This window comes from Corallococcus sp. AS-1-6 (genome assembly GCF_020037015.1).
Classification (GTDB): Bacteria; Myxococcota; Myxococcia; order Myxococcales; family Myxococcaceae; genus Corallococcus.
On record NZ_JAIQDE010000014.1, the window covers coordinates 93760 to 118086 of the forward strand.

24 protein-coding genes are annotated in these 24327 nt (G+C 71.4%); 8 read left to right on the top strand and 16 right to left on the bottom strand.

Annotated features, from left to right (window positions below):
* Window position 1: 1 nt before the first annotated feature.
* Both K8612_RS20615 and K8612_RS20620 read right to left on the bottom strand, forming a co-directional pair.
* On the bottom strand, window positions 2-2278 hold the full coding sequence (locus K8612_RS20615; RefSeq protein WP_223763531.1) for a serine/threonine-protein kinase: 2277 nt from the start codon (window positions 2276-2278) through the stop codon (window positions 2-4).
* Window positions 2275-2598 carry a hypothetical protein gene (locus tag K8612_RS20620; protein WP_223738312.1) on the bottom strand — a complete coding sequence of 108 codons (324 nt, stop codon included), beginning with the start codon at window positions 2596-2598 and terminating at the stop codon, window positions 2275-2277. The genes K8612_RS20615 and K8612_RS20620 overlap by 4 nt, the downstream gene beginning before the upstream one ends.
* Before the next feature lie 86 nt (window positions 2599-2684).
* Here K8612_RS20620 and K8612_RS20625 point away from each other — a divergent pair, with 86 nt between their 5' ends.
* The gene (locus tag K8612_RS20625; RefSeq protein ID WP_223738311.1) at window positions 2685-4379 is read left to right on the top strand and encodes an HAD-IG family 5'-nucleotidase; all 1695 of its coding nucleotides are present in this window, start codon (window positions 2685-2687) and stop codon (window positions 4377-4379) included.
* A gap of 1 nt (window position 4380) precedes the next feature.
* On the opposite strand, the gene K8612_RS20630 is transcribed toward K8612_RS20625, so the two are convergent.
* The 5 genes from K8612_RS20630 to K8612_RS20650 all read right to left on the bottom strand — a co-directional run bounded on the left by K8612_RS20630 (window position 4381) and on the right by K8612_RS20650 (window position 8718).
* A complete protein-coding gene (locus K8612_RS20630) occupies window positions 4381-5163 on the bottom strand; it encodes a class I SAM-dependent methyltransferase (protein ID WP_223763532.1) in 783 nt (260 codons plus the stop codon).
* A 13-nt stretch (window positions 5164-5176) separates the two neighbouring features.
* A complete protein-coding gene (locus K8612_RS20635; RefSeq protein ID WP_223738307.1) occupies window positions 5177-7339 on the bottom strand; it encodes a diguanylate cyclase in 2163 nt (720 codons plus the stop codon).
* Entirely contained in the window at window positions 7336-7617 is a 282-nt protein-coding gene (locus K8612_RS20640) for a septum formation initiator family protein (RefSeq protein ID WP_223738306.1), read from the bottom strand. Before K8612_RS20640 ends, K8612_RS20635 begins: the two co-directional genes overlap by 4 nt.
* Window positions 7618-7699: 82 nt before the next feature.
* Window positions 7700-8227 (bottom strand): TlpA disulfide reductase family protein, encoded by a 528-nt coding sequence (locus tag K8612_RS20645; RefSeq protein ID WP_223763608.1) that lies wholly within the window; start codon window positions 8225-8227, stop codon window positions 7700-7702.
* Entirely contained in the window at window positions 8224-8718 is a 495-nt protein-coding gene (locus tag K8612_RS20650; protein WP_223738305.1) for a Fur family transcriptional regulator, read from the bottom strand. Before K8612_RS20650 ends, K8612_RS20645 begins: the two co-directional genes overlap by 4 nt.
* Window positions 8719-8956: 238 nt before the next feature.
* Here K8612_RS20650 and K8612_RS20655 point away from each other — a divergent pair, with 238 nt between their 5' ends.
* The 4 genes from K8612_RS20655 (at window position 8957) to K8612_RS20670 (ending at window position 11620) form a co-directional block, all read left to right on the top strand.
* Complete coding sequence (locus K8612_RS20655) at window positions 8957-10195, top strand: hypothetical protein (protein WP_223763533.1); 1239 nt, start codon at window positions 8957-8959, stop codon at window positions 10193-10195.
* Window positions 10196-10218: 23 nt separating this feature from the next.
* Window positions 10219-10539 carry an FmdB family zinc ribbon protein gene (locus tag K8612_RS20660; protein ID WP_223763534.1) on the top strand — a complete coding sequence of 107 codons (321 nt, stop codon included), beginning with the start codon at window positions 10219-10221 and terminating at the stop codon, window positions 10537-10539.
* Between the two features lie 66 nt (window positions 10540-10605).
* Complete coding sequence (locus K8612_RS20665) at window positions 10606-10809, top strand: hypothetical protein (protein ID WP_120530714.1); 204 nt, start codon at window positions 10606-10608, stop codon at window positions 10807-10809.
* Window positions 10810-10864: 55 nt separating this feature from the next.
* The gene (locus K8612_RS20670; protein WP_223763535.1) at window positions 10865-11620 is read left to right on the top strand and encodes a hypothetical protein; all 756 of its coding nucleotides are present in this window, start codon (window positions 10865-10867) and stop codon (window positions 11618-11620) included.
* A 4-nt stretch (window positions 11621-11624) separates the two neighbouring features.
* Here K8612_RS20670 and K8612_RS20675 read toward each other — a convergent pair whose 3' ends face one another.
* Window positions 11625-12356 carry a PHP domain-containing protein gene (locus K8612_RS20675; RefSeq protein ID WP_223738301.1) on the bottom strand — a complete coding sequence of 244 codons (732 nt, stop codon included), beginning with the start codon at window positions 12354-12356 and terminating at the stop codon, window positions 11625-11627.
* 57 nt (window positions 12357-12413) lie between these two features.
* Window positions 12414-12689, bottom strand: a complete 276-nt coding sequence (locus K8612_RS20680) for a hypothetical protein (RefSeq protein ID WP_043321624.1) — start codon at window positions 12687-12689, stop codon at window positions 12414-12416.
* A gap of 251 nt (window positions 12690-12940) precedes the next feature.
* Between K8612_RS20680 and K8612_RS20685 the strand changes: the two genes are divergently transcribed.
* The 3 genes from K8612_RS20685 to K8612_RS20695 all read left to right on the top strand — a co-directional run bounded on the left by K8612_RS20685 (window position 12941) and on the right by K8612_RS20695 (window position 15239).
* A complete protein-coding gene (locus K8612_RS20685; protein ID WP_014397120.1) occupies window positions 12941-13135 on the top strand; it encodes a hypothetical protein in 195 nt (64 codons plus the stop codon).
* A gap of 100 nt (window positions 13136-13235) precedes the next feature.
* Window positions 13236-14624: a sigma 54-interacting transcriptional regulator gene (locus K8612_RS20690; RefSeq protein ID WP_223763536.1), complete on the top strand. Its 1389-nt coding sequence runs from the start codon at window positions 13236-13238 to the stop codon at window positions 14622-14624.
* A gap of 138 nt (window positions 14625-14762) precedes the next feature.
* Complete coding sequence (locus K8612_RS20695) at window positions 14763-15239, top strand: hypothetical protein (RefSeq protein ID WP_223738299.1); 477 nt, start codon at window positions 14763-14765, stop codon at window positions 15237-15239.
* Window positions 15240-15242: 3 nt separating this feature from the next.
* On the opposite strand, the gene K8612_RS20700 is transcribed toward K8612_RS20695, so the two are convergent.
* The 7 genes from K8612_RS20700 to K8612_RS20730 form a co-directional block, all read right to left on the bottom strand.
* Window positions 15243-16208, bottom strand: coding sequence for a hypothetical protein (locus tag K8612_RS20700; RefSeq protein ID WP_223763537.1), 966 nt, complete (start codon window positions 16206-16208; stop codon window positions 15243-15245).
* A 237-nt stretch (window positions 16209-16445) separates the two neighbouring features.
* The gene (locus tag K8612_RS20705; protein ID WP_223763538.1) at window positions 16446-17132 is read right to left on the bottom strand and encodes a hypothetical protein; all 687 of its coding nucleotides are present in this window, start codon (window positions 17130-17132) and stop codon (window positions 16446-16448) included.
* A gap of 34 nt (window positions 17133-17166) precedes the next feature.
* Complete coding sequence (locus K8612_RS20710) at window positions 17167-18981, bottom strand: metallophosphoesterase (RefSeq protein ID WP_223738296.1); 1815 nt, start codon at window positions 18979-18981, stop codon at window positions 17167-17169.
* Window positions 18957-20732, bottom strand: a complete 1776-nt coding sequence (locus K8612_RS20715) for a GMC oxidoreductase (protein WP_223763539.1) — start codon at window positions 20730-20732, stop codon at window positions 18957-18959. Before K8612_RS20715 ends, K8612_RS20710 begins: the two co-directional genes overlap by 25 nt.
* A complete protein-coding gene (locus tag K8612_RS20720; protein ID WP_223763540.1) occupies window positions 20716-22836 on the bottom strand; it encodes a patatin-like phospholipase family protein in 2121 nt (706 codons plus the stop codon). The genes K8612_RS20715 and K8612_RS20720 overlap by 17 nt, the downstream gene beginning before the upstream one ends.
* Window positions 22833-23375, bottom strand: a complete 543-nt coding sequence (locus K8612_RS20725; RefSeq protein WP_223763541.1) for a hypothetical protein — start codon at window positions 23373-23375, stop codon at window positions 22833-22835. Before K8612_RS20725 ends, K8612_RS20720 begins: the two co-directional genes overlap by 4 nt.
* Window positions 23372-24313, bottom strand: coding sequence for an acetoacetate decarboxylase family protein (locus tag K8612_RS20730; protein WP_223738292.1), 942 nt, complete (start codon window positions 24311-24313; stop codon window positions 23372-23374). The genes K8612_RS20725 and K8612_RS20730 overlap by 4 nt, the downstream gene beginning before the upstream one ends.
* Window positions 24314-24327: the final 14 nt, after the last annotated feature.

The window sequence follows — 24327 nt, forward strand, 5'->3', positions numbered from 1 at the left end:
CTCACCGCCTGGTGGGGGGAGGCTGGAACTGCTCGTCCAGCTTCTGGTGCTGGCCCCGCGAGAAGCGGAGCTGGAAGTCCTTCTGCTCGCCGGTGGAGATGGCCACCACGCGGATGTCGCGAGTGCCCACGCGGACCGGGTGGTTCACCAGCGGCGTCGCGCGGCGCACCTTCGCCCCGTCGATGAAGACGTTCGCCGGCAGGTTCGTGCGCAGCGTGAGGAACGCGCGCTGGTTCTTGGGAGGAACGGCGGGCTCGGCGGTGTCCTCCGCCGCCTCCTCGTCCTCGATGTCCCGCGCCCCTGGATTGAGCGGCGGCGCGGGCGGCGGAGGCGTGATGGGCTTGAGCGCGGACGGGTTCGCGGGCGTCTGCGTTCCGTTCGCCACCGGGGCATTGGGATCGTAGCGGGGCAGCTCCGGTTCCTGCACGGGCTCCAGGCCCAGCCGCCACGCGGCGACGGAGAACATGAACAGGCCCACCAGCGCGATGCCGCCCGCGATGAAGAGCAGGCGCTTGCGGCGGGTGCCCGCGTCCACCGCGTCCATGCGCGGCGTCTCCACGGTGTCGAAGCGCTGGTGCACCGGCACGTGCCGGTCCGACGGGGCGGGCTCGGCCATGTCGGAGCGCACGCGGCCCTCCGCCTTCGGAGGGGCCATGCGGCGCTCCGAGCGGGGCTCGGCGGGAAGCGCCTCCGTGGGTTCGGCGCGGCCCCGGCGTGGCCCACCCGCGTCGGCGGCCACGGGGGCCGGCGAGGGCGCGCCACCGCCAGCAGGGAGGACCGCCGTCTCCTGGCCGGGAGCCCTGCCCCCTGCCCCCTTCGCGGGACGCAGGGCCGGGCGCTTCGCCGGTTCTTCTTCCGCGCCCACGGGCTGGCCGGGGCGCAGGGCCGCGCGGCGGCCGGAAGGAGGAACAGGTTCATCCCCGCCCAGCGGTGGGCCGGGGCGCAAGGCGGCGCGGCGGCCGGTGGGCACGGGCGGCTCGTCGTCACCGAGGGCCGGGCCGGAGAAGTCCTCGATGACCTTCACGCGAGGATTGCGCCCGGCTCGCGCGGACGCCGGGCTGTCCGGGCGGCGGGCCTTCTGCGCAAGGACTCCCGGCGGCGCGTCCCAGCCCTGCTCCAGCGGCCCCGCGGGTGAGAGCTCGGTGCTCCGCGGTTCGCCTTCCGGCCCGGGCTCGTCGTCCAGGGGCGCGTCGTCATCCGGCGCGTAGTCCTCGGGGCGGAACTCCTCGAAGCCGGGCGCGGCCTCCTGCGTCTCGGCGGAGGCCTCCTGCTCCGAGGGCGCGCGGCTGTACGGCGCGCGCTGGACGATGGAGGCCTCGTGCTCCTCCGCGTGCAGGTCGTCCATCTCCGCGCCGGAGACGGGCTCCAGTTGGAAGGGCTCCGCGAACGGCACGGGCCCGGGGGCGGCGATGCTCACCTCGTTGGGGAACAGCTCCGACACGAAGCGCGCCACCTCCTCCGCGCCGGGCAGGCCGCCGCCCGCGGAGAGGAAGTTGCGCAGGGCCTGGGCGAACTCACCGCACGAGCGGAAGCGGCGCTGGGGCGCCGGATCCAACGCGCGCATGATCGCCGGATCCAGCCGCGAGTTGATCCGCCGGTCCAGCCGGCTGGGCGGAGGCAGCGCCTCGCGGCGGGTGCTCACGCCGCTGCCGGGCACCACGGCCTCGCGCAGCGTGAGCAGCTCGTACGCGATGGCGCCCAGCGAGTACACGTCCGACGCCTCCGTGGGCGACTCACCGCGGGTGACCTCCGGTGCCCGGTACGCGCTGCGGCCCCGGTGCGCGAACGTGCGCTTGAGCTGGGGCACGGACAGGAGCGCCTGGAGCGCGCCGAAGTCGCAGATGGCCGGATAGCCCTCGCGCGCCAGCAGCACGTTGCCGGGGGTGATGGCCCCGTGGACGACGCCCGCGTCGTGCGCGAGCTGCACGGCCTCCAACAGTTGGATGACGATGGACAGCGCCACCGTGGGCGGCAGCAGCACCTCCTTCGTGTTGAGGCGCTGGAGCGCGACGCCCAGCGTGAAGCCGTCCACGTCCTCGCGCACCACGGCGAGCCGCTGGCGCACGAAGCCCACGTCCACGACGTGGAGGAGGCCCGGGTGGCGCACGGGCTGGAGCCGCCGCACGGTCTCCGCCAGCGCGCGGGCATACGCGGGGTCGGAGGTGCGCGGCAGGAAGAGCTTCACCGCGACGGGGAGGGTGGGCAGCAGCAGGGACTCGTACAGCTCCGCGAGGTCCCCCGCCTCCGTGCGGCCGACGAGCCGGTACGTCCCGCTCATCGTTGCTTCCGGGGCGTCTTGGGCCCGTTGGCGCGGCGGCGCGACACGGCGGCGAACATGAAGCCGCACCACACGCACGACTCACCGCGCCGTCCACGGGGCAGCTCCAGGGTGCAGCCGGGGCAGCGAGGCCGGGGCCTGGCGGTGCGGACGGTGGCGGCGGAGACGCTGGCCCGGGTGCGGACGGGAGGCGGCTTGCGGGCCTCCAGGGCGAGCCGGGCCTCCAGACGGCGCACCCGGTCCTCCAGCGCGGTGATGCGAGCGGCCAGGCGCGCGTGGAGGTCCTCGGCGGTGGCCGGGGATGGACGTGGGGTGCGCATCGTTGGACGGGAGCGTGCCAGCCCCGTGCGAAGCCCGCAAGGACGCGGGCGAAGGGGCTTGGGCGCGTGTTATGTCTTGAGGTCCCGTGTCGCCCCTACTCTCCCCTGCCAGGCCCATCCCGGGCGGACCCTCCGAGGATCCGCTGCACGGGAGCTTCCGTTCCTCCATCCGCCGCGAGCACGCCGACGACGCGGCCCGTCGGGCGAGGGATCTGCTCACCGACGAGGTGCTCGGCCGGCTGCTCACCACGCCGCGTGAACTGGTGGACCAGGTGCCGCACGCGCGGGACGTGTTCGTCAACCGCAACCTGCGCATGGACCACATCGAACTCATCGGGTTCGACATGGACTACACGCTGGCCATCTACCACATGCGCCGGCTGGAGCAGTTGTCGTTCGACATGACGCTCGCGAAGCTGATCAGCGAGTACGGCTACCCGCCGTTCGTGGGCGGCCTGCTCTACGACCACCACTTCGTGATGCGCGGGCTGGCGGTGGACCGGGTCAACGGCAACGTCCTGAAGATGGACCGCTTCGGTCACGTGGGGCGCGCGTACCACGGCCTGCGTCCGCTGAAGCGCGACGCGTGGAAGGAGCTGTACCGCAACAAGCGCGTGCGGCTGCGCAACCCGCAGTTCGCGTGGAACGACACGCTCTTCTCGCTGCCGGAGACGTGCCTGTACTCGGGCATCATCGAGCTGATGGAGTCGCTGGGGCACACCGTGAACTACGGCAAGCTCTACGACGACATCCGGGAAGCCATCGACACGGTGCACCGGGACAACTCGCTCAAGCGGGAGATCCGCAAGGACCTGTCGCGCTACGTGTTCCTGGATCCGGAGCTGGGGCCGGCGTTGCACAAGCTGCGCTCGGGCGGGAAGCGGCTGTTCCTGCTGACGAACTCCGCGTGGGACTACACGAACGCGGTGATGCGCTACCTGCTGGAGGGGCAGTTGGCGGAGTACCCCAGTTGGCGCAACTACTTCGACTTCGTGGTGACGGCGGCGGGCAAGCCGGCCTTCTTCACGGAGAACCGGCCGTTCCTGGAGCTGGACTCGTCCACGGAGGCCGGCAAGGTCGTGGGCGAGGCGAAGTCACTGGAGCGAGGCACGGTGTACTCGGGCGGCAACCTGGCCCAGTTCGAGGAGTTCACCGGCTACCGGGGCGAGCACATCCTCTACGTGGGCGACCACATCTACGGCGACATCCTGAAGTCGAAGAAGTCGTCGCTGTGGCGCACGTGCATGATCGTCCAGGAGATTGAGGACGAGATCACCTACACGGACGCGCGGCGCGAGGAGATCGTCACGCTGTCGGAGGTGGAGCTGACGCGCGCGCGGCTGGACGACGAGGTGAACCACCGCAAGACGGTGTTGAACACCCTGGAGCGCAGGCTGGAGCGCGAGGCGCTGTCGGGGCCCGAGCGCCAGGAGGTGGAGGAGCTGCGCAAGAAGGTGAAGGCGGAGCTGGAGAAGCTGCGCCGTTCGTTGAAGGAGACCAACGGCATCGCGAATACACTGGAGCGCGACGTCGAGGAGGGCTTCAACCCGTACTGGGGCCTGCTGTTCAAGGAGGGCAACGAGAACAGCCGCTTCGGCTACCAGGTGGAGCAGTACGCGTGTCTCTACACGAGCCGCGTGTCGAACTTCCTGCACCACTCGCCCATGCAGTACTACCGCTCGCCGCGCGACCTGATGGCGCACGAGCAGGCGGGAGCGCTGTCGAGCAAGATGTCCCCCATGGGCAGCGAGGGCCCGCCGAAGGGGTCGGAGAAGGAGTAGCTCAGGGAAGCGCGGGCAGCCGCCCCCAGATGACGTCGCTGAAGCGCGAGGTGGGCTCCGGCTGGATGCCCACCTTCTTCAGGTCATCGGTGTGACGGGCGCCCTTTACGACGACCCACCGGCGAGCGACGCGCCTCCCCTCCTCCACCGCTTCAGGGGTGAGGGGCGCGTGCTCCGCGAAGCGGCGCAGGACGTCGAAGGCGGGCTGGGCCTTCTTTGGCTTGGCGAACATCGGGTCGAAGAAGACGACGTCGAAGGACTTCGAGGGCAGCGTCTTCAGGTACGCGTGAGCATCCGCGTGGAGCACTTCAATGGCGCACGAGTCCGCGCCCCGGTCGTAGCGCTGGAGCCCCTCCGCGGCGACGATGCACAGCGGCAGGCTCTTCTCCAGACCCACGACACGGCCCGTGGGCCCCACGGCAAGCGACGCCACCAGCGCGTCTTGAGCCAGTCCCAGGGTGCAGTCGAGCACGGCGTCGCCCGGAACAATCTCGGCGACCTTGAGGAACGCATCGTCGCGCTGGCCCTGGCGAAGCCGCATGCGCCGCAGGTGCGCCATGCCCGCGTGGAAGCCGAATGAACCCTGAGGCTCCCACAGCGTCACGCCATCGCCGCCCACGACGAGCAGCGCCTCCACCCTGGTGCCCAGCCAGGGCGCGATGCCCTCACTGGAGCGGCGCGAAAGGAACGGCAGGTTCCACCGCTGCGCCACGGCCCGCGCCTCGCGCACCGTGGCCGCATCCGTCTTCGTGCTGGTGGTGACGGCGAGGGGAAGGGCCGGCATCGATACCGCCGCCCTACTCCGCGACCGCCGCCAGCTTCCGGCCACCCTGCATCTGCGCCACCGTCACGGACTGGTTCCGGCCGTTGCGCTTCGAGTGGTACAGGCACTGGTCCGCCAGGTCGATGAGCTGCTGCTTCTCCATCGCGTTGTCCGGGAACGTCGCGATGCCCAGCGACATGGTGATCCGCAGCGGGCCCATCTCCGTCTGGAACACCTCCGCCATCACCGCCTCGCGGATGCGCTCCGCGATGATCTTCGCGCCCTGCGAGTCCGTCTCCGGCATCACCATCACGAACTCCTCGCCGCCGTAGCGCGCGACGACGTCCGTGTCCCGCGCCAGCGTCTTGATGATGCGCGCCACGCCCTTGAGCACCTGGTCGCCCGTCGGGTGGCCGTAGGTGTCGTTCACGCTCTTGAAGTGGTCCACGTCCGTCAACATGATGGAGCACTTGCGGTTGTACCGCCGCGCCTGCGCCAGGATGTCGTCCGCGCGCGACTGGAACGTGCGGTGGTTGAGCAGGCCCGTGAGCCCGTCCGTCGTCGCCATCTTCTCCATCTGCTCGTAGAGCTGCGCGCGCAACACCGCCTGCGCCGCCTGGATGGCGATGACCTCGATCATCCGCAGCACGTCCTGCTCGAACGCCGCCTTCTTGCGCGACCCCGCCACCAGCGTGCCCAGGATCCGGTCCCCCGCCACCAGCGGGAAGATCTTCAGCGCGCCCAGGCCGCGCACCTGCGTCTCCTCGTCGAAGATGACCTGGCGGTCCATCGCCTTGATGTCCCGCCCCGGCAAGGGCGCCCCGTAGCGCACCACGTTCGCCACCAGGCCGTTGTTGTCCTGGAACGTCTGGCCCTCCAGCGCCTTGCCCTGCGCCGTCACGCCCGTCATCCGCGCCACGCGGTGCACCCGCTTGCCCTCGTGCTCCGACACCAGCGTCACCGCGCAGAAGTCCAGCCCCGCCAACTGCCGCGTCGCCTCCAGCACCGCCACGAACACCTGGTCCGGGCTGCCCGCGCGGTTGAGCTCCTCAATCGCCCGGAAGAACCGGTCCTTCTCGTCGCGCGTCTTGCGGATGTAGCTCATCACCCGCTCCACCTCGATGGAGCGCAGCACCTCTCCCGCGATGGTGGTCAGCATCTTCTCGTCCTGGTCCGTGAACGGCTCGTTCTTCAGCTTGTCCGCCACCAGCACGCCGCGCACCAGCCCGCTGCCCTCCAGGATGGGCACCGCCAGCAGCGCCTGCACCGTGGGACCGCCGCTCTCGTAGTACGTGACGCCCTTGAGCCCCTGCGGCGAGTTCATCCGCACCGGCGCGCGGCGCTTCAAGACGCCGCCGATGATGCCCTCGCCCGCGTTGAACTTCTCGCGCTGCACCCGCTCCGAACCCGAGCGGCAGTCGTACAGCTTCAGGCTCCGGTCATCCGACGTGAGCAGGAACGCCGCGCAGGTGTCCGTGCGCAGGCCCGTCTCCGCGATCTCCAGCGCCGCGTGCACCGCGCCCTCAATCTCCTTCACCGACGCGACCAGCCACTTCTCGTCGGAGTTCATCCCGCTGAAGCTGTCCTGCGTCCCGGAGGACACCAGCCGGAAGGTGCGCGCGCGCTCCTCCACCTCGCGGATGCGCTTCTGCACCGCGTCCGACTCCGCCCGCTTCGCCACCAGCATCCGCGCGGACAGCACCAGGTGGTACAGCCCCGCGAACAGCGCCAGGAACAGCGTGTGCGTCAGGAACCCGGTGACGTTCACCACCGGCCCGCCCAGCGTCACCAGGCCGTCGTACACCAGCGCCACGCCCAGGAGCGTCATGCCCGCGTTGCGAGGCAGGAACGCCACCAGGAACGCCATCAGGAGGTAGACGATGGGGAACAGCTCCCCGCCGCCAATGGCCACCACGATGAAGGCCGCGGAGATGAGCCCACCGCCCAACTCCAGGTCGTCGCGCAGGTCGATGACCGCGCCCACCGAGGAGCGCATGGCCCGGCGCCACGCCGCCATGCCGATGCCGACCAGCAGCCCCATCACCAGCGCCGCCTCCGTCCACCCCAGCGTGTGCAGGCCCCGGAAGCCGCCGCGCGCCAGGTGGACGAACGTGGCCAGCGCCACCGTCGCGGGGATGGCGCGGAAGAACGCGCGCATGAGCTTCGCGGGAGAGGGCACCACGGACAACGAGGTCATGGCGACTCCAGGTGGAAGACGATTTCGCCCGGCTTCACGTAGCCGAGCTCCTCACGGACCGACTGCTCCAGCGCCGCCGGATCCTTGCGCAGCGCCGCGATCTCCTTGCGGAGCGCGTCGTTCTGCGCGGCCAGCGCGCGGTTGCGCTCGTCGAGCGCCTCCACGTCCTGGCGCAGGCGCAGGTAGCGCCGGAAGCCCTTGGCGTCCGCCACCGAAGCGAGGCTCAAGGCCACCGCCACCACCGCCGCCACCATCAGGAGCTTTCGCCGGGACGTCATGAGCGCCGGCGAAGGTACCAGCGGCCCCCCTGCCCGCAAGAATTCCGCTCCAGCCCTGTAGCACCCCGGGCGGGGGCTTGAATCAGTCCGCCTTCAGCAGCTTTTCAATGGCCTTCGCCACGTCCGCCTGGCCTTCAATCCCCTGCCACGCGGCCACCGCGCGGCCGTGCTTGTCCAGGAGCACCGTGCTGGGCAGCGCCCGGATGCGGCCGAAGGCGCTCTGCCCCGCGCGCATCCGCTCGTCCGACAGGAGCACCGGGTACGGGAAGGCGTAGTGGTTCGCGAACGGCCCCAGCACCCGGCCCTCGTCGATGTCCATCCCCACCGCGACGACCTGGAAGCCCTGGGGACCGTAGGTCTCCTGGATCTGCTTGAGCGTGGGCAGGTCCGCCAGGCACGGGAAGCACCAGGTGGCCATGAAGGACACCAGCACCACCTTGCCGGGGAGCTGGCGCGGGTCGTACCGCGTGGGCCCCACCGACGGCAGCCACAGCGCCCGGTAGAACGCGGGCCCGGCGTCCACCGGCCCGCCGTGGGCGCACGCGCCCGTGAGGGCCAGCACGCCCAGCGCCACCGCGCCCAGGAGCGCGCGCCGTCGCACCGGACTCAGGCCTCCGACCCCGGAGGGCCACCCCGGAGCTGGCACTCGCGGCACAGGCCGTACAGCTCCATCTTGTGCGACGTCACCGTGAAGCCGTGCTTGCGCGCCACCGCGTCCTGGAGCGTCTCGATGCGGTCGTTCTCGAACTCCACGATGGTGCCGCAGCTCGTGCAGATGAGGTGGTCGTGGTGCTCGCGCCCCGCCGCCGCCTCGTAGCGCGTCTGCCCGTCACCGAAGTTGCGCGCGTGGGCCAGGCCGCACTCGTTGAGCAGCTTCATCGTCCGGTAGACGGTGGCCACGGACACCTTGGTGTCCTGCTCGCGCACCTTGTTCCACAGCTCCTCCACGGACAGGTGGCCGCCCACCTCGAAGAAGGTGTCGATGATGAGGCTGCGCTGGCGCGTGCTCTTCAGGCCGTGCTGGGCCATGTAGCGCGCCAGCACCTCGTCCTTGTCCTTGTCCGCGTGGGAATGGGAGTGGCTGTGGTGGTGGGTCGTCATCTGCAATCTCTGGAGCACCCCATGTGTTGGGGTGGGGATGCCTGCTCCCGCAAGACAATCTGGCCGGGCCGCCCGGGCGAGCGCCCGCTCCCCCGCTGACTACCACGGAGTCCGGCGTCTTCGACTTGCGCCGCGCGTGGGCTGTTTACATTGAGGCCGGACTGGCTCATTGACACCTGTCTGGCCGCGAAGATAAGGGCATCCGCCCTCGTAAACGAGCAATTTTCCGAACCTTTCCATGATCAGTCCCTGGCAGAGAAGACGGCAGCCCGATGACGTACCCACCCCGGTGGCGGTGGCGGTGTCGGACTTCTGCCGACGCGCGAAGGCTCCGGCCCCCGCACAGCAGGTCCGCGAAGCGCTCGCGCTCCTCACGGAGGAGGAGGACTTCCGGGTCCGCGCCCTCACGGATGGTGAACCGGAGACCTCTCCCCTGGGTCCCTTCGCGGTGGTGGACATCCTGCGCGGCGTGACGCCGGCGCTCGCGGCCCAGCGCCAGGAGTGCGGCTACTACGACGTGGCGCAGGAGCTGGCCCAGGTGCGCGAGGAGAAGACGCCGCCCCCCGCGCCCGCCCCCACGACGCCCGTGTTCGCGCTCCCCACCCCTCCTTCCGAGGAGACGGACGCGAAGACGGGGCGCCGCAAGAGCGCCAAGGCGGAGGCCGCCGCCGTCCAGGAGCGCATCGCTCCGAAGAAGCGCACCACCGACGCGGACGACGCCGACACCGCCGCGCCCGCCCAGGCCCCCCAGGCCCCGCCAGACGAGGAGGCCCCGCGCTTCCTCAAGCGCGAGCTGCCCCGCCCCCGCGGCCGCTTCACCCGCGTGGAGGCCCAGCGACTGTCCTTCTTTGAACTGACGCGCGCGGAGGGCAAGGAGACGCTGGAGGCCGCCATCGAGGCCACGGAGCACCGCTACTCCCTGCTGCGCACGCTGGAGCACCGCTACAACGGCCCGCGCGGGGAGCTGACCCAGGTCGACATGGAGAACGTGCTGCGCCAGCACGGCATCATGGAGACGCTGGAGGCCCGCGAGCGCCACAACATCGAGACCGCCTACGCGTCCCAGCGCGGCGCCGCCGGCCGGGTGGCCTGGGCGCTCGGCCTGTCCCCCAGCGAGCTGCAGCGGCTCACGCACGCGCTCAAGCTGGAGGAGGCCGTGGAGGCCCTGCGCGAGCGCTTCCGCAACGAGGTGCTGGCCACGGGCCACCTCACCCACCGGTTGGACCTGCTCGGCCGGGACAAGTACCTGGTGGACCTGGGCATCCAGAAGCGCTTCGCCGACGCGCTCCGCAAGGAGCTGGAGCGGCTGGCGAAGGACGCCCTGCCGGACGCCACGGATCTCCACTCGCTGGCCAACGTCGTGGGGCGCAAGCACGGCGCGCCCGCGGAGCTGGTGACGCGCGCCTTCGAACGCCTGAACCTGACGGAGGGCCTGCGCAAGCAGCTCTCCGCCCAGGCTCAATCTCCTTCGCACTGACCCACCGACGAGGTACCCACCCCATGCCCATCTACGAGTACGGCTGCTCGGCCTGTGGAAAGACCATCGACGTCCTGCAGAAGATGTCCGACCCGACGCCCCCCGCCTGCACCGCGTGCGGCGCCCAGGGCACGCTGAGCAAGCAGGTCAGCCGCTCCAGCTTCCACCTCAAGGGGGGCGGCTGGTATTCGGACCTGTACGGCTCCACGAAGAAGGACGGCGGCGGTTCGTCGTCGTCCTCCTCTTCGGCGTCGTCGTCCGCGGCGTCGAGCAGCACGAGCGCGGCGGCCAGCGCTCCCGCGGCCGCGCCGAGCACGCCGGCCGCGTCCGGCGACAAGTCGTAGCGCCCGCGCTCCACCGCCCCCGGCTGAAAATTCGCTGGGGGCGCGGGGAGGCCGCACACTTGACGCGTGCCCTTTCCTCCCTCGAAGCGTCCCCCCCGCCACTGCGCGCTGTGCGGCCATCCAGAGCTGACGGATGCGCGGGGGCAGGGGCGGTTCCTCCTGGTCGCGGACCCGCATGGCCGCGGCCCCGTGTGTCCTCCGCAGCGCGGCTGCCGCAACGGCAAGCTCGCGGCGACGGACACGCCGGCGCTGACGCAGGCCATCCGCTAGGCTAAGCAGACACCCGCAGGCGCGCGCCGTCCCACCCCGCGCGCCTCCAGGTGCCATGCCGCGTTCCTTCCGCTCCCTGTCGTCCCGTCTCCTGGTGCCGCTCGTGGTCGCGGCAGCCGCCGCCGGCTGCGCGTCCGCCACCCGCATGTCCCCCGAGGATCGCGCCTCCCTGGACCGGAGCCTCAGCGGCCCGGACGCGGAGCAGTACCTGCGCGTCTCCGCCTACCTGACGCCCTTCTTCGGGGACGCGTCCAAGCGGCTGCTCACGCCCTACCCTCCGGAGGACGTGCGGCTGGTGGACGACACCCAGGGCAAGCCCATCAACCCCGGCCCCATCCAGGCCATCCTCCCCGCCGGCTCGCGCGTGCGGATCTCCAAGGTGGAGTTCCCCACCGCGTGGGTCGTCACCGAGCGCGTCCTCTACTCGCCGCGCACCTGGCCGTGGGTGTACGTGACGGTGGAGGGCGCGCCCGCGGGCGAGCAGGTGGTGCTGGTGCTGCCGCCGAACCTGGACCGGCCGGACGCGTTCCGCGCGGAGCTGGGAAACACCCTGTCCCCCCACCCGCTGACGGAGCAGCTCAACGGCTTCAGCGCGGCGGTGCGGGAGGCCGTGCGCACCAAGAAGCTGGTGCCGGACATGCCCGCGGACGCGGTGCGCATGGCCTGGGGCCCGCCGGAGTCCGTGCGCCGCACGCTGGAGGGCACCGCGAAGAACGAGGAGTGGCGCTACACCGGCGAGCGCCGCAAGGCGTTCCTCAGCGACGGCAGGCTGGTGCGCGCGGAGGAGGCGGGCAGGTCCGTCCTGCCCTGAGTCCCTAGCGCCGGCCGCCGCGGCGGTGCTGCTTCTTGCCGCCGCCACCGCCCTTGCGCTGGGCCTGGGCCTCGCCGGGCCGGGTGAGGCGGGGCAGCTCCCCGGCCATCACCGGCCAGTAGTCGCCCTTGAAGAGCTCCTCCACCAACTGGGCCTGGGTGAGCACGTCGCGCTTGAAGAAGGTGGCGCCGCGGCCCATCTCGTCCAGGGAGCCGCGCGCGTCGCTGCCGCCCACGCAGGGCACCTTGAGGACCTCCGCGGCCTCCACGGCCAGGTCGTTGGCCGTCTGCTTCACCTTGGCGTTGTAGCCCTCCACCGCGCACAGCACGCCGGACAGCGAGCGCACGTAGTCCATGGCGGGGTTGGGCACGTCGCGGTCGAAGGGGCGGGCCGCGACGATGGCCGCTCCCAGCGCCTTCACCTTGGGCAGGCACTCGGCGGCGCTCCAGGGCTTCTCCCGGTTGCTGCCCCACATCTGCACGGGCTCCGGCGCCAGCTCCGGCTTCGGGAAGAAGCACAGGTACTGGCCCCGGTCCGTCACGAGCTCCAGGCCCACGAAGACCTTCACCTTGGACTTCGCGCCGATCTCGAAGAGCTCGTCGCAGCCGTCCTGGGTGTTCGTCTCCGTGAACGCCACCGCGTCCAGGCCGAACAGGGCCGCCCGCTCCAGCACGGCGCGCGGCTCCAGGTCGCACCCCTTGGACAGGTGGGAATGGGCGTGTAGGTCGATGAGCATGGGCGACGCGTGCCTAACAGGCCTCCCGGGGCCTGTCGAGCCCGCGCGCACAGGCCCTCAGGCGTACGCGTAGGACTGGAAGTTGCCCTGCTTGGCCTGGCTGTTCTTCTCCTCGTACGTGCGGATGAGGTAGCCCATCAGCATCAGCGAGGACGTGTTCTCCAGCACCCGCGACGGATCCTTCGAGATGAGGTTCGCGCTGTAGTTCAGGAAGAACTGCGCCAGCTCCTCGCCCGCCTCCTTCACGATGAGGGCGTTGAGCGCACTCGGCTCCATGGTGCGGATGGTGTTGATGAAATCCACCGCCAGGTCCTTCTTCGTCTTCATGTCCACGGTCCTGCCCCCTCTTTCCGCCCATGCCCCTGGAGCCGGAAATGGCCCCGGGCCCCGCCCCAATCCAAGAACCGGGTGCGACCGGGTGAACCTATGCATGCCGGTCCACCTGCAAACCCCCACCCCTCGGCGCCCCCCCGCTCCCTCACGGATCACGACCGGGGGTCCGCAGCATTTTTGACACCCCGAAACGGCGTGTGCGATAACCCCCGGTCAAGCCTTTTCTCACCACCCACAAGGAGTGGCAGGCGATGTTCACGGGCGTGAAGGTCTTCTCCGCGACGAAGGCCAAGGAGCGGGAAGAGTTGGGTGAGAACGTCACCCGCTGGATCAAGAGCAACGCGGACCTGGAGATCGTGGACCGGGTCGTGTGTCAGTCCTCGGACAACGAGTTCCACTGCTACACGCTGGTGCTCTTCTACAAGCACGCGAAGCCGCCGGCCTGACCGCCGCGGCAAGCCCTGGACTCCTCCCGGGCCCGTCCTCTTCCGGCCACGCGCCTTCCGGTGCGTACGGGGAGGCCGGGCCTTTCTGTTTCCGTATGTTATGGTCCGCGCCGTGGCGCGCTTCGGGGACGACAGCGGGGAGGAGGACCGACAGTTGCGCACGGACGCCCTGCCGGCGATCCGCTCGGCGCGGGTGCGGGTGCGGCTGGTGGTGCTGTCCGGCCCGGACGCGGGCCAGAGCTACCCGCTGACGCCCGGGCGCTACCGGGTGGGCGCGGACGCCGGCTCGGACGTCATCCTCGCGGACCGGGCGGTGTCTCGCAGCCACCTGCTGTTGGACGTGCGCGAGGACGGCATCCAGGCGGTGGACGTGGGCTCGCGCAACGGCTCGTTCTGCGAGGGCATGCGCTTCACCACCCTGGAGGTGCGCCCCGGCGCGGTGCTCACGCTGGGCACCACGGAGCTGAAGCTCGTCCCGGAGGCGGAGAAGGCGCACGCCCTGCCCCTGTCCAACCGCGAACGCTTCGGCAACCTGGTGGGCCAGAGCCGCCGGATGCGCGAGGTGTTCACCCTGCTGGAGCGCGTGGCCCAGGGCGAGTCCGACGTGCTCATCCAGGGCGAGACGGGCACCGGCAAGGAGCTGTGCGCGGAAGGGCTGCACCTGCACGGCGGGCGCTCCAAGGGGCCCTTCGTCATCGTGGACCTGGCGGGCGTGGCGCCGCAGTTGCTGGAGTCGGAGCTGTTCGGCCACGTGAAGGGCGCCTTCACCGGCGCGCAGGCGGACCGGGCGGGCGCCTTCGAGCGCGCGCACGGCGGCACCCTCTTCCTGGATGAAGTCGGGGAGCTCCCGCTGGAGGTGCAGCCCCGGCTGTTGCGCGCGCTGGAGCGCCGGCAGGTGAAGCGGGTGGGCGCCAACGACTACCGCTCGGTGAACGTGCGGGTGGTGGCGGCCACGCACCAGGACCTGGAGGGCGCGGTGAAGGCGGGCCGCTTCCGGGGAGACCTGTTCCACCGGCTCGCGGTGCTGCGCGCCACGCTGCCGCCCCTGCGCGAGCGGCCGGAGGACATCCCGCTGCTCATCGACACGGTGCTGGAGCGCATGGGCAAGCCGCCCAGCGCCCTGTCGGACCAGACGCGCGCCCTGCTGGCCCAGTACCCGTGGCCGGGCAACGTGCGGGAGCTGCGCAACGTGGTGGACCGGGTGGTGAGCCTGGGCGAGTCCGCGCTGCCGGAGCTGCCGGACACGCCTGCCCCGCGCCCTGCCCTGTCGCCGGACCTGGGCCCGGAGGACACGCTGCCGCTGGCGCTGGAGCTGCCCTTCAAGGAAGCGAAGGAGCGCCTCATCGAAGGCTTCGAGCGCGACTACCTGCGCACGCTGCTCGAGCGGTGTGGCGGCAACGTCTCCAAGGCGTCGCGCGAGGCGGGCATCGACCGCGTCTACCTGCGCAAGCTCCTGCGCAAGCACGGGCTGGTGTCCGGCCCGGACTGACGGCGGTCCCCTGCCCCCACTCGCGGTCGCGGTCCCCGTGGCCCGGGTGACACTGGGGCGGACCTCCCTGCCGGGGGTGGTTGTCGGACCGGGTTTCCGCCCCATCTTGGGAGCACCAACGCTCGCGAGGTGGGTGCCATGCGCCAGGGATGGGGGAGGTGGCTGTTCGCTGGAGGGCTCGTGCTGGGCGTCACTGCGTGCCAGTCGCGGGACGGGGCCGTCGCGGAGAGCGGTATGGTGCCGCGGCTGACGGTGCTCCAGCCCGGGCCGGCGGTTCCCACGGAGGAAGGCACCGGCGGCAGCGGGAGCGCGGGCGCGGCGGTGGCGTCCGAGAGCGTGCCGGACTTCTACGGCACGGTGACGCTTTCGGGCTCACGGGGCTTCACGGTGCGCGATGACGACGGCGTGGAGCGGCCGTTCGTGGTGGCGCCGTCCACGCGCATCCTGCGCGACGGCAAGCGCGTGGCCCGCGCCCAGCTCCGGCCCGGCGTGCTGGTGCACACGACCTACGGCGAGCGGCTGGGGACGTGGGTGGCCACGGACGTGGAGATCTACTCCGGCACGCCGTCGCGGGACCTGACTGCGGCGGCGACCGTCACTCCGGTGAAGCGCTGAGCGTCAGTAGACGGCGAGCGCCTGCGGCAGGTGGTAGCTGACGATGGTGAGCACGGGGATCTTCGGGCCCTCGTCCTCGTCGTCGGTGGTCATGCCGGAGGTGACGCGCAGGCCGTCGAAGCGCGCGAGGATGACGTAGTCGCGGCGGGTCTCCAGGAAGGGATCCGGCGCGGCCAGCCGGCCCAGGGCTTCGCGGCCGGTCTCCTCGGAGAGGTTGTCGTAGGTGCGCTCGGAGGCGGACTGGGTGGTGCTCTCTCGGGTGAAGATGGAGCCGCCCACGCGGCCCTCGCCGGTGAGCGCCGTGCGTCCGCCCAGGTCGCCGGAGGACTCCATGACGGTGTCGGTGTTGTACGCGACGCCGACCTCGCGGCGGGAGGCCACGGACTGGAGCCCCTGCTCCACCAGCCACAGCGTGGGGCGCTCCCCTTCCGAGCGCTGGTCGGCCACCTGCGCGCGCAGGAGCACGTAGCGGCCGCGGTAGGTGTCCGGCTGGGCGACGGCGGACGCGAGCGAGAAGATGGGCACCTTGCGCGCGTGGAGCAGGCGCAGCTCGCCCTCCACGCTGCCGCCGCGCTGGGCCACCACGCGGGCGATGAGGTTGGCGGCGTCCGGACGCACGCGCAGGTCCTCCGCCCACGCGCTGCCCAGCACCGCGCCCAGTTGCGTGAAGCCGGGGGCCTCCGCGCACACCTTCAGGGCCAGCCACGCGTCGTCGCGAGAGGTCGCCTGGAGCCGGCGGGCGGCGGTCTCGCACGCGGCGGGCGTGGGGTAGCGGGCCAGGAAGGCGCGGGCGTCATGCGGCGACGCGGGCGGCTCCTCCGCGGCCACGGAGTGCCGGGGCGCGGGGGCCGGCGTCTTCGGAGGGGGCGCGTCCGTGAGGGCGCGGTCCTCCAGCGCGACGTGGGAGTGCGAGGCACCGCAGCCGGTGGCGAGCGCACCCAGGAGGGTCAGCAACGGAAGACGGGGCATGGCGCGGGGCTCCTTGAAGTGCGACAGCGCGGCGGACTGGTACGGCGGAGGCTCCGCGCGATGGGGCTGCGCGGAACGGTGAAGCGCGACGGACTGGATGCGCGATGAAGCTGCGCGGGACGGTGAAGCGCGGCGGACTGGATGCGCGATGAGGCTGCGCGGGACGGTGAAGCGCGACGGACCGGGAGACCTGCGTGCCCGACCGACGGGGCGTGCCCCCGGAGCGCGGTGGACGCGCTACAGCGAGGCGGAGTCGGCGTGCTGGCTCGGGCGCGGCGGCGCCTGGCGCGGAATGGACGCGGAGGCGGGCAGCATCAGGGAGCACGCGTCGTGGCAGCGCTCGTCCATGCACGCGAGCGTGGTGGGCCCCGCCTGCTGCCGCGACACGGCCGCGTAGCAGCTCTCGCCGTTGCCGGGGCACTGGCTGCGCGCGGCGCACTCACAGCAGGTGGAGGCCACGGAGGCCATCAACTGCACCTCCTGGAGCACGGAGGACAGCGCGCGGTAGCAGGCGCGGGCCGCGGGCGCGAAGCGGCCCCTGGCATCCACCACCGGCGTGTTGCCTTCGATGCCGCAGCGGCCCACGACGTCCGCGTACTTGCGCTCGCAGACGGCGACGAGCTTGGGGTCGGGCATACCGTCCCGCGCGTTGCTCACGGCCTCCGAGCAGAGGGCCCGCGACGCGTCCTTCAGCAGCTTGATGTTCGCGGACTCCACGTCCGCGTTCGCGCCCTTCGAAGGCGGCACCTCCGCCTCGAACACGCACTCCTTGCCCGCGCGCAGCGTGTCGATGGTGCACGACCACGCGGTGGGAGACGCATCCACGAGCGGGGGCGCGCCCAGCGCTTCGGGAGGCAGGGACGACGGCGCGGGGCCGGACGGCGCGGCGCCGAGGATGAGCAGGGACAAGAGCATCGCCTTCATGGGGATGGCAGCGTAGGACTTTGGCCCGCGCCGCTCAAACCGCTCCGCCAGGAGGATGTTCGTCCACCATCATGCCCGGGGGTCCCGGTGGACCGGTCTCCCGCCGCCCCGGAAGCGCCTTCGTCCGGCCGATGACGATGGGCGGCTCGATGAGCCGGGGCGGTGTCGCCCGCGTGTCCGCCGGGTCCGGCACCCACACCGGCTCCTCCGGAGAACGCCCCCGCTTCCACCGTCGCGGCACCCGCCGGAACCCCACCGGGTACACCGTGAGATTGCCCGTCTCGTCGAAGTGGAGCCGCAGGAAGTTCTTCCAGTCCGGGATCGACAGCGCCGAGAACGCCTCGTTGGGGTGACAGGAGAACACGTTGAGCGACAGCAGCAGGTACACGCCCACCACCAGCGGCCCCACCAGCGCACCGCCGCCGAACAGCAGCAGCCCGCTGAAGAAGTCCCGCCGCAGGCTCCACTGGAGCTCCGCCGCCAGCGGCGAGGCGACGGCGGACACGCCCCACGTGAGCAGCAGCGCCACCCCCATGTGCGCCAATCCATGCGCCACGCCGGCGGCCTTCTTCCAGAGCGGTCCCCTCCGGCGGTCCGCGAACGCGACCGCGCCCAGCACCACGCCGGCCCCCAGCACCATGGAGCCCGTGCTCTGCAACGCCGCGTTGATGAGCTCCCGGAACGAAGGCGCGCCCACCGCCCCCTCGTTGAGGTTCGCGGCCACGCCCCAGCCCAGCAGCGTGTAGACGGCGCCCATGAACACGCCGAACCAGGGGTTGATCGCGGTGAACAGCAGGTTGCGCCAGGTGAGCCACTGCGACGTCCGCCGCGACGGGTAGCTCGCCTTCTGCACGAAGCCGCCGGGACTCTGGTCCACCTTGGGCAGGTGCGTGGGGTGCAGGAACGCCCCTCCCCCACCCGCGATGATCTTCTGCCGTCCGTCCGCGTTCTCGTGCCGCCGGTAATGGTGCAGGTCCCCCGCGAGGAAGACGCTCACCTTCTTGCCCAGCACCTCCTGCTCCAGGAAGTCGATGTTGTGGTCCAGGAAGCCGCGCCCCGCGTGAGGCACCACCTGCTGCTTCACCCACGCGGGCTCCGCGTTGCAGAGGATGATCCGGTCCGTGCCGTGGATCCGCGCGGCCACCTTCTGGAAGAACTCCACCTGCGGCGCGTCCAGGTCGGACTCCAGTTGGAAGTCCGTGCCCAGCAGCCACCAGCCGTGCGGCAGCCTCAACGCGAAGTAGCTGCGCTGCTGCTGCGTGCGCCAGCCATTGGAGCGCCGGCCCTGGCAGAACAGGCGCGTGAAGGACACCAGGCCGTCATACCAGTCATGGTTGCCCGGCACCGCGAACAGGTGCGGCCGGTGCCGCCGCTTGTTCAGCGCGTCCTCGTACGGCACCACCGTGCGCGCCTCGTACTCGTCCACGCTCGCGGTCGGATACACCTCGTCCCCGCCGAACACGAGCACGTCTCCGCCCCGCGTGACATGCGTCGTGCCGGACTCGTCCGTGAGCGCCAGCTCCGGCGCCATCACCGCGGACGCCACCGCGTAGGTGGAGTCCCAGCCGTCACCCAGGTCCGCCACGTAGTCCAGCCACAGCTCGTCTCGCGGATGGCCGGTGTCGTCCACCGAGTAGTCGAACGCCAGCGGCTGCGGCCGGGACACCGCGTCCAGGAGCCGCCGGTCCGCCTGCTTTCCGAACGTCCCGGACAGCAGCGCCTTGATGCCCGACTTCGCGAGCACGGCCGGGTCGTACCAGGACACCATCTTCCGGCCCGGAGGCGTCTGGGGCTCGGGCTCGACGCGCTGGCCCGGGATGCGGCTCACATCGGAGGCGCGGACGGCCATGGCCCCTCCTCCGCTTCCCGCCACGTGCGTCCGCGCGTGCCCCGGCGGAACGAATCGATGATCGAATCCGCGAACCGGTCCGCGAGCGCCGCGATGGTGAGGCTCGGGTTGGGCCCGACGGGGCCCGGCATCATCGCGCCGTCGGCCACGTACAGGCCCGGGTGGCCGAAGGCTTCACCCGTCGCGTCCACCACGCCCTCGTCCGGCCCGCGCCCCATGGGGCAGCCGCCCAGCGGGTGCACCGTGATGACCCGGCTCAGGTAGCTGAGCGGGTTCTGCAGCAGCCTCCCCTCCAGCGTCCGGGCGATGTCCGCCATCGACTGGCGCACCTGATCGAAGTACTCGCGAGACCCGCTCATCCGCCAGTCGATGGCCAGCATCCCGTCGTCCGTCAGCCGCATGTGGCCGTTGGGGAGGTCGCGCCCCATGCCCAGCAGCGGCAACGACGTCGCGGAGCCCAGGCAGTCCCCCAGCAGCTCGGCGATGTCCTCGCTCACGTCGGAGTCGTGCGCGTGTCCCGTCCACCCGCGAATCAGGCGCCACGCCAGCTTGAGGCCGCGCTCCATCAACGGCACCTGCCGCGCGCCCTCGTAGAGCCAGTTGACGAACTCCGGGTAGCCCGCGTCCTCGATGTAGTAGCCCCGGCCGGTGCCGCCCTCCTCCTGGCCGCGGAAGTGCAGCGCGCTGGTGATGACCGGCCCGTGCCCTCCCTCCAGGATGCGGGGCAGTTGCTTGCCGGTGCTCGAATCGTGGCACTGGCGCATGAAGCCCAGCAGGTCCCCGTTGCCGCAGAAGCGCGTGCCCAACTGGCCGCTCAGCCCGGGGAAGTTCCGCCGGTTCTTCAGGAGCAGGAACGGGGTGCCGAACGTGCCCGCCGCCAGCACCAGCCGGTCCGCCGTCACGGTGCTGCGCGGCAGCAGGGACTTGGGGCCTTCGCGCGGCACGTCCTCCGGCGTGTCCGTGTGGTCCAGGTACCGCACCACGTAGCCGCCCCCTTCCGAGGGCCACAGCTCCGTCACCTCCGCGAGCGTGCGCAGCTCCGCGCCCGCGCGCTTCGCCGCGGACAGGTACGTGTAATCGAGCGTGTTCTTGCTGCCCGAGTTGCAGCCGATGTCGCACTCGCCGCAGAGGTGACAGGTGGTGCGCGTGCGGCCGTGGAGGTTGGGGTGCTCCTCGCGGATGGGCTCGCCCGGGACGGGCACCTCGCCGGGGTTGCCGAACGTCACGGCCAGCGGCGGAAGCTGCCAGTCGTCCGCGTGGCCCAGGCGCTCGGCCGCGATCCTCATGGCCAGCGTCTTCGCGGTGGAGGCATACGGCGGATGCTCCAGCGGGTAGCGCTGCGCGTGCATCATCCGCTCCACGGCGTCGTAGTGCGTCTCCAGGTCCGCGCGGGTGACGGGCCAGTCCTCGTAGCCTCCGCCATGGAGGTCCTCGTGGATGAAGGTCTTCTCGTCCTTGCGCAGGAGCACGTTCGCGTAGATGAGCGACCCGCCCCCCAGCCCCGAGGACACCACGCCGCCCAGCCCCTGGAAGGACCAGAGGTTGAACAGGCCGAGCATGCCCTTGCTCGGGTCCCAGAAGTTGCGGCGCATGTCGTACGGACTGCGCGCGAAGGAGCCCGGCGGATACGCCTTGCCCCGCTCCAGCACGCACACCCGCAGGCCCGCCTCCGCCAGCCGCCACGCCATCACGGAACCACCGAAGCCAGAGCCCACGATGACGACGTCGAAGTGCTCATCCCTCGTGGCCATGGGGCGCCTCCCCTTCGTGCTCGCGCACCGGTGCCTCCGGGGCGTAGAGGTCCCAGAGCGCGCCCAGGAACAGGCGGCCGAAGCGCGCCATCATCTCCGCGCCCTCCACGCCCCCGCGCGACGAGTGCATGCTGGACACCAGGTGGAGCAGCTCGCGCATGCCCAGCACCAGGACGCCCGCGCCCACCACCGGGCCGCGCGCGTCCACGCCTTCGTGCAGGTAGCTGTAGAGCCGGGTGGTGTCGCGCCAGAGGTCCGGGCCCGGGTCGTCGCGCAGCGTCTTCGTGCCGTCCAGGTAGTAGTCCTGGCCGTTCGCCTGGAAGCGCAGGCCGTAGCTCATGATCTTCGTGCGCGGATCATCCGTGGCGCGGAAGAGGTTGAAGCTCCCGTCGCGCACGGGCAGGTCCATGCCCAGCGGCTTGTATTGCACGTGCGCCACCAGCCGGGCCGCGTGGTCCGGGTCGCGGATGAACGCCTCCATGTCGTCGATGGTGATGGTGCAGTGCATGGTGAAGGGCGTGGAGCGCCCGTCGTGGGCGCCCGCCTCGGGGTCGGTGGTGCCCATCGCGAGCGGACCGGACATGGTCTCGCGGAAGCTCAGGTCGTAGGCGGGTTCGGTCATCTGCGTGATCTCCGGGGTGAGGGGCAGGCCCCGGCCGTCCGCCACCGCCAGGTAGCGGCAGGCGTCCGAGTAGCCCTGGTCGATGAGGGTCGCCGCCGTGATGTGGCCCGCGTAGAAGTCCGGGTCCAGGGGCAGCGGGTGCTCGGGTTTGATGAGGTGCACGGTGATGGGCCGCGCGTGTCCCGGCACGCGCTCGCCCGCGAGGATGCGCGCGTTGAGCTCGCGCACCTGCTCCAACTGGGCGAAGAGCGCGCCGTTCGCGCTCAACTCGATCATGTGGACGTACTGGTGGAAGAAGCCGTCGGAGTACCGGGGCGTGTTGCCGATGCACCAGACGATCCACACCTCGTCCGCGCCCCGGCGCACGGCCTCCATCACGTTGGCGTCCTGGATCCACACCGAGTCCAGGTACAGGTGGCTGTCCTTCGCCACCGGGGGCATGAAGAGCGGCAGGGAGATGCCCGCCACCAGCAGGTCGCGGTCCACGTCCGTGTGCGGGATGGCCTCGTTCGTCTTCCGGGTGAAGTCGCACACGTTGAAGGTGCCGGAGCGGTCGCGGTTGGCGCGGATGGCGTCCACGTCCACGCCCAGGTGCGGGAAGACGCGCTGGATGATGCCGTCCGCGTCCCCCAGCGCGGTGAGCTTCCAGGGCCGCGCGTAGTCGTCCAGCGGCATCAGCGACACGAAGTCCTTCACGTCCAGCGTCCGCCACCGCTCGCACATCTCCGCGGGGGACTGGCCGGACAGCCACATCGCCAGGGTGATGATGCCGCCGGACGTGCCGTCCGCGTGGCGGAAGGACAGCCGCGCGTCCGTCAGCGCGCGCAGCACGCCCGCCTGCCACGCCACGCGCATGCCGCCGCCCGCGAGCACCAGCGAACGCCGGGGGCCCTCCGCTGGAGACACCGGGACGGCCGCGCCCTCCCCGAGCGCGCGCGGGGGCGGCCGGGGAGGCCCGCCATTCCGGGTCGCCTCCGCGACACGCAGCGCGCTGACGGAGGGGCTGGCGACCTCTGGAGAGGCCTCCTCTGTCCGCGGCTTGAGCACGGTGATGATCTGCTCGCGCTGGCGCAGCGACGCGTAGAACCCCAGCACCAGCACGGCGGACAGCAGGTCGAACGCCGCCACCCCCAGCGCCAGGGGCGACAGCAGGCCGCGCGCCACGCCCACGGTCACCATCCCGCAGGCGCCCACCTTCTGGAGGCCGGTCCATAGGAAGGCGGCGGGGTTCGCCCGGGGCTCGTGCAGGCCGTGCAGGAGCAGGCCGCCGAACAGCACCATGAACATGCCCACGATGCGGAAGAAGTGCGCGGGCGCGGCGGACGCGTCCGCGTGCAGCAGCCGCAGCTCCAGCCCCGGCAGGAACATCTGCGCCGTGCCGGTCGCGATCGTGATCCACCCGATGGCCGCGAGCGCCCAGCGCCACGGGCGTCCGTTGACGCGGGCCTGACGCTCCAACCATCGCGACGCGGCCGGGCTCATGCGTGGGCCTCCCGGCGCGCCGTCACGGACAGCCCCACGCGGAGGCGCTTCGCCGCCGGGTGCTCCGCGCGCAGCACCCGGTGCACGAAGTAGCCCAGCGTGAACAGCCACTGCACCGTCCACAGCCCCACGCGGATGCGGTTCATCCGCATCCACGCGTCCAGCACCTCCCTCAGCCGTTCGGGCGACGTGATGCCGGCCGCCATCTCGGCGTTGTACGGGAAGATGAAGATGCGCGTGAGCAGCGTGGCCACCACCACCGCCAGCAGCACGACCAGCGGGTACAAGAGAAGGGCCGTCCGGCGCTCGCGCCACGCCAGCACGCCGGAGGACAGCAGCATCACCGCCGTCATCCAGGTGAAGAAGCGCGTGGCCGCCTGCACCTGCGGCACGAACTGCAGGGAGTAGTTGTCCACCGTGAGCTGGGGCGCGATGGGGAACGAGAAGAGGATCAGCGACCAGCCCGTGCCCAGGTACATGGACGTGCACAGGAACAGCAGGCACGCGTTCGCCAGATCCAGACGGCCGCCGCGCTTCATGGACGCGCTTCCTCGCGAGGCCGCGCTCCGGGCACGGGCCCCACGGCCTGGAGCGCCTCCGGCGGTGCCCCCTCCGGCTCCGGCGGCGGCATGGGCGTCTGATCCTGCCCCAGGTCCACCACGCTCTTGAGCCCCTCCGGGTACGTGTCCGGAGGCAGCGTGGGCTCGGTGAGGAACCACGCCTCGCAGTGGTCATCCAGCACGCCGCTGGACGCCGGGAAGAACCCGGTGAGGAACGGCCGGGGGGAGATGCCCAGGTCCCTCAGCACCTGCACGCGCGGATGGTCGCCCAGCTCCAGCGTCCCCCACGCGCGCCTCCCCAACCGGAAGCCGAAGCGGCCCCGGAAGTAGATGGTGGACTTCATCAGCATCCCCCGGAAGGCGCAGTAGTTCACCGCCGCCATCCGCAGCGGCAGCCACGCGAGCTTCGGCCGCTCGATGCGCACGCGCACCGCCTGCTGGCCGCCCTCCTCGTAGCGGCTGCTCACGGAGCCGTCCTCCATGCGGAAGTCCAGCCGGGCCAGGTGCTTGGGCATGCCCCAGATGCCCTTGCCGCCCTTCACGGAGATCTCCGTGTTCACCGGCAGGTCCACCACGTACTGCCCCACGCCGAAGCGCTTCTGGAACAGCAGGGGCAGCAGCGGCGGCGCGGGCCTGCGCCCGTGCGTGCACGCGAGCGCGATGCTGAACTCGATGTACGCGCCGATGTCCGTCTGCTTGTAGTCGATGACGGAGACGAGCAGCACGCTCCGGTCGCGCGACACGCGCAGCGGGTGCAGTTCGTTGCCGGGCAGCAGGGCCGCCGCGCGCCGCGCGTCCACGGTGAAGGCGGCCAACATCGCCGGGGCCCCCTTGGAGTCCACGGGCAGCGCGTAGGGAATGTCATCCACCCGCGAATAGCGGCCGGACTGGGTCTGGATGCGTCGAGGCAGGAACATGGTTTTGCCTTTCG

Coding starts and splice junctions, on each gene's coding strand:
- K8612_RS20615 (WP_223763531.1), bottom strand. CDS start 2,278: ATGAGCGGGACGTACCGGCTCGTCGGCCGCACGGAGGCGGGGGACCTC.
- K8612_RS20620 (WP_223738312.1), bottom strand. CDS start 2,598: ATGCGCACCCCACGTCCATCCCCGGCCACCGCCGAGGACCTCCACGCG.
- K8612_RS20630 (WP_223763532.1), bottom strand. CDS start 5,163: ATGCCGGCCCTTCCCCTCGCCGTCACCACCAGCACGAAGACGGATGCG.
- K8612_RS20635 (WP_223738307.1), bottom strand. CDS start 7,339: ATGACCTCGTTGTCCGTGGTGCCCTCTCCCGCGAAGCTCATGCGCGCG.
- K8612_RS20640 (WP_223738306.1), bottom strand. CDS start 7,617: ATGACGTCCCGGCGAAAGCTCCTGATGGTGGCGGCGGTGGTGGCGGTG.
- K8612_RS20650 (WP_223738305.1), bottom strand. CDS start 8,718: ATGACGACCCACCACCACAGCCACTCCCATTCCCACGCGGACAAGGAC.
- K8612_RS20655 (WP_223763533.1), top strand. CDS start 8,957: ATGATCAGTCCCTGGCAGAGAAGACGGCAGCCCGATGACGTACCCACC.
- K8612_RS20660 (WP_223763534.1), top strand. CDS start 10,219: ATGCCCATCTACGAGTACGGCTGCTCGGCCTGTGGAAAGACCATCGAC.
- K8612_RS20670 (WP_223763535.1), top strand. CDS start 10,865: ATGCCGCGTTCCTTCCGCTCCCTGTCGTCCCGTCTCCTGGTGCCGCTC.
- K8612_RS20675 (WP_223738301.1), bottom strand. CDS start 12,356: ATGCTCATCGACCTACACGCCCATTCCCACCTGTCCAAGGGGTGCGAC.
- K8612_RS20685 (WP_014397120.1), top strand. CDS start 12,941: ATGTTCACGGGCGTGAAGGTCTTCTCCGCGACGAAGGCCAAGGAGCGG.
- K8612_RS20690 (WP_223763536.1), top strand. CDS start 13,236: ATGGTCCGCGCCGTGGCGCGCTTCGGGGACGACAGCGGGGAGGAGGAC.
- K8612_RS20695 (WP_223738299.1), top strand. CDS start 14,763: ATGCGCCAGGGATGGGGGAGGTGGCTGTTCGCTGGAGGGCTCGTGCTG.
- K8612_RS20700 (WP_223763537.1), bottom strand. CDS start 16,208: ATGCCCCGTCTTCCGTTGCTGACCCTCCTGGGTGCGCTCGCCACCGGC.
- K8612_RS20705 (WP_223763538.1), bottom strand. CDS start 17,132: ATGAAGGCGATGCTCTTGTCCCTGCTCATCCTCGGCGCCGCGCCGTCC.
- K8612_RS20710 (WP_223738296.1), bottom strand. CDS start 18,981: ATGGCCGTCCGCGCCTCCGATGTGAGCCGCATCCCGGGCCAGCGCGTC.
- K8612_RS20715 (WP_223763539.1), bottom strand. CDS start 20,732: ATGGCCACGAGGGATGAGCACTTCGACGTCGTCATCGTGGGCTCTGGC.
- K8612_RS20720 (WP_223763540.1), bottom strand. CDS start 22,836: ATGAGCCCGGCCGCGTCGCGATGGTTGGAGCGTCAGGCCCGCGTCAAC.
- K8612_RS20725 (WP_223763541.1), bottom strand. CDS start 23,375: ATGAAGCGCGGCGGCCGTCTGGATCTGGCGAACGCGTGCCTGCTGTTC.
- K8612_RS20730 (WP_223738292.1), bottom strand. CDS start 24,313: ATGTTCCTGCCTCGACGCATCCAGACCCAGTCCGGCCGCTATTCGCGG.